Origin of the sequence: Streptomyces fuscigenes (assembly GCF_021556455.1) — a bacterium.
GTDB classification, from domain to species: domain Bacteria; phylum Actinomycetota; class Actinomycetes; order Streptomycetales; family Streptomycetaceae; genus Streptomyces; species Streptomyces fuscigenes.
Map to the genome: position 1 here is coordinate 1 of NZ_JAKGCV010000676.1, position 2,044 is coordinate 2,044.

2 protein-coding genes are annotated in these 2,044 nt (G+C 76.2%); one reads left to right on the forward strand and one right to left on the reverse strand.

Going from position 1 to position 2,044, the window contains the following annotated elements:
• The coding region (locus tag L1885_RS27645) for an NsdA family TPR-like regulatory protein (protein ID WP_505016794.1) at nt 1–566 on the reverse strand (566 nt) is incomplete at its 3' end.
• A gap of 692 nt (nt 567–1,258) precedes the next feature.
• On the opposite strand from L1885_RS27645, the gene L1885_RS27650 reads away from it, so the two are divergent.
• A partial coding sequence (locus L1885_RS27650) for a macrolactam cyclase family protein (protein ID WP_505016795.1) occupies nt 1,259–2,044 on the forward strand: 786 nt, incomplete at its 3' end.

Genomic DNA, 2,044 nt, shown 5'->3' on the forward strand with positions numbered 1-2,044 from the left:
CCGGCCGTCGTCGGGCCCGAGGGACCCGGCGGGCTCCCGTTCGCCGCCTGCCGGCCGCCGCGCGCGCCGTGCGCCGCGAGGGCGACGGACGCGTCGCGCGCGACCGACGAGTCGGCCGGGGTTATGAGCCAGCGGGACGCGGGCGTCGCGTACGCGCTGACGGAGAACGAGCCGGCCAGCGACTGCCAGATCCCCCCGCCGCCCCGGCGGCCCGCCAGGTCGAGGCGGTACAACTCCGTGGCCGTGCGCACGGCCTGGCCGACGTCGCGCGGGAACGCAAGACCGACCTCGGGCGCCGGATCGGCGTCGGCCAGGCCGATCTCGTGCAGCGGCACCGGCCGGCCGAGCTTCGCCCCGATCGCGGACGCGATGAGGTGCGGGGCGGCCCCCTGGGGGACCATCCCCTTCGACACCCAGCGGGCGACGGACGTCTTGTCGTAGCGGAGCGTCAGGCCCCGCTGCGCCCCGAGGTCGTTGACCCGTCGGGCCAGCCCGGCGTTGCTGATTCCCGCGAGGGCGAGGACCGTGCCGAGCTTCTCGTTCGGCCCGCGTAGCTCCCTGGACATGCGTCACCCCTCGACACACAGACGGCCGCCGAGTCCTGGCATAGGCGCGCGGCATTCGTAAACCCAGCGTAGTTCGCCACATCCCGACCGTTAAGGGGCGGAGTTCCGGATGGCGGGAATGTGGTCCGTACCGCGGACCGTACAACCGTGCGGCCGGCGGCGGCGCACGCCGTCGTGAGGGGCCGCCGTGCTCCTCGCGTGTGGCCGTGCGCCCGGCCGTGCGCCGTGGCCCCGCGACGGGGAGAGCGCTTCCATGGACCTGCGTGGGTCGGCCCGCTGCGTACTGGAACCAGCGGGCTGGGGGACACCCGCCGCCCCATATCCCCGCGGGCGGCGGACCGGTCCGGGAGGCGCGCGGCGTCTCCCGGACCGAGCGTGCGTACGCTCCTCGCGCGCGGGGGCTGCGCCGCGCCCCGCCGCGGGACGGTTTCCGGCGCGCCGCAGAATGGCCGAATGACGCCTCTCCCAGGGGCGATCGGCGGAGGCCCGGCGAAGATCGCCGAGGCTCCCCGGCCCGGACGGCGATCGCCGGCCGCGGGAGGGAATTTTGGCCACCCGGCTCATGCCAGGGGCGCATGCGCGTCCTCACACGTGCCACCGTCCCCCCTCCTGTGCGCCGTTGTCGTGGCAGCATGGTCCCGAACGGGCTTGGCTTGGACTGGCGGATTGCTCAGGGGCTCTGGAGGCGGCCGATGCGCTGGCTGGTGGGGTGGAGCAGTATCGCCGCGCACTTCGGCACGGTGGGCGCCGTGGATGCCGTCGACGACGTGGGCGACGGCGGCACGATCACGCCCGTGGGCTCCCAACTCCTGTGGGGCGACCCGGACCCGCTGTGGGCCGTCGGCGACTGGCGCCCCGACGAGGTGCGGGTCGTGTCCGTCGACCCCTTCAACCGCCTTGCCGTACTGGGCTGCTGCGGCGCCACGGACGACGAGCTGCGCCTCGGCATCGTCGCGGCGCGCGGCGGGGCGCTGCGCCACCTCACCGCGTGGCCCGGCAGCTACACCGCCGTCGCCCAGATCGGACGGCGGATCACCATCGCCGGCGACCTCGCGGGCGCTCGACCGGTCTTCTACACGCCGTGGGCCGGCGGCACCGCGTACGCGACGGCGGCGCTGCCGCTCGCCGACCTCATCGAGGCCCAGCTCGACGTCGGCCACCTGGCCGCCCTGCTGGCCTGCCCGGAGACGCCGGAGGCGCAGCGCGACTCGACGCCGTACGAGGGCGTCAAGCGCGTCCCGCCCGGCCACGCGCTGATCCTGCGCGAGGGCTCGCGCGAGATCACCGGCTACGAGCCGGTCGCCTCGCTGGCCGTCGCGGCGCCGCAGCGCGACCCGGAGCGCGCCGTCGAGGCCGTGCGGGACGCGCTCGTCGAAGCCGTCCGCACCCGGCTCACGGCCCCCCGGCACGCCCCCGAGGCTCCGCTGCCCGATCCGGGTCCGGTGCCCGGCATGGGACCCGCGGACCGGCGCGCCGCG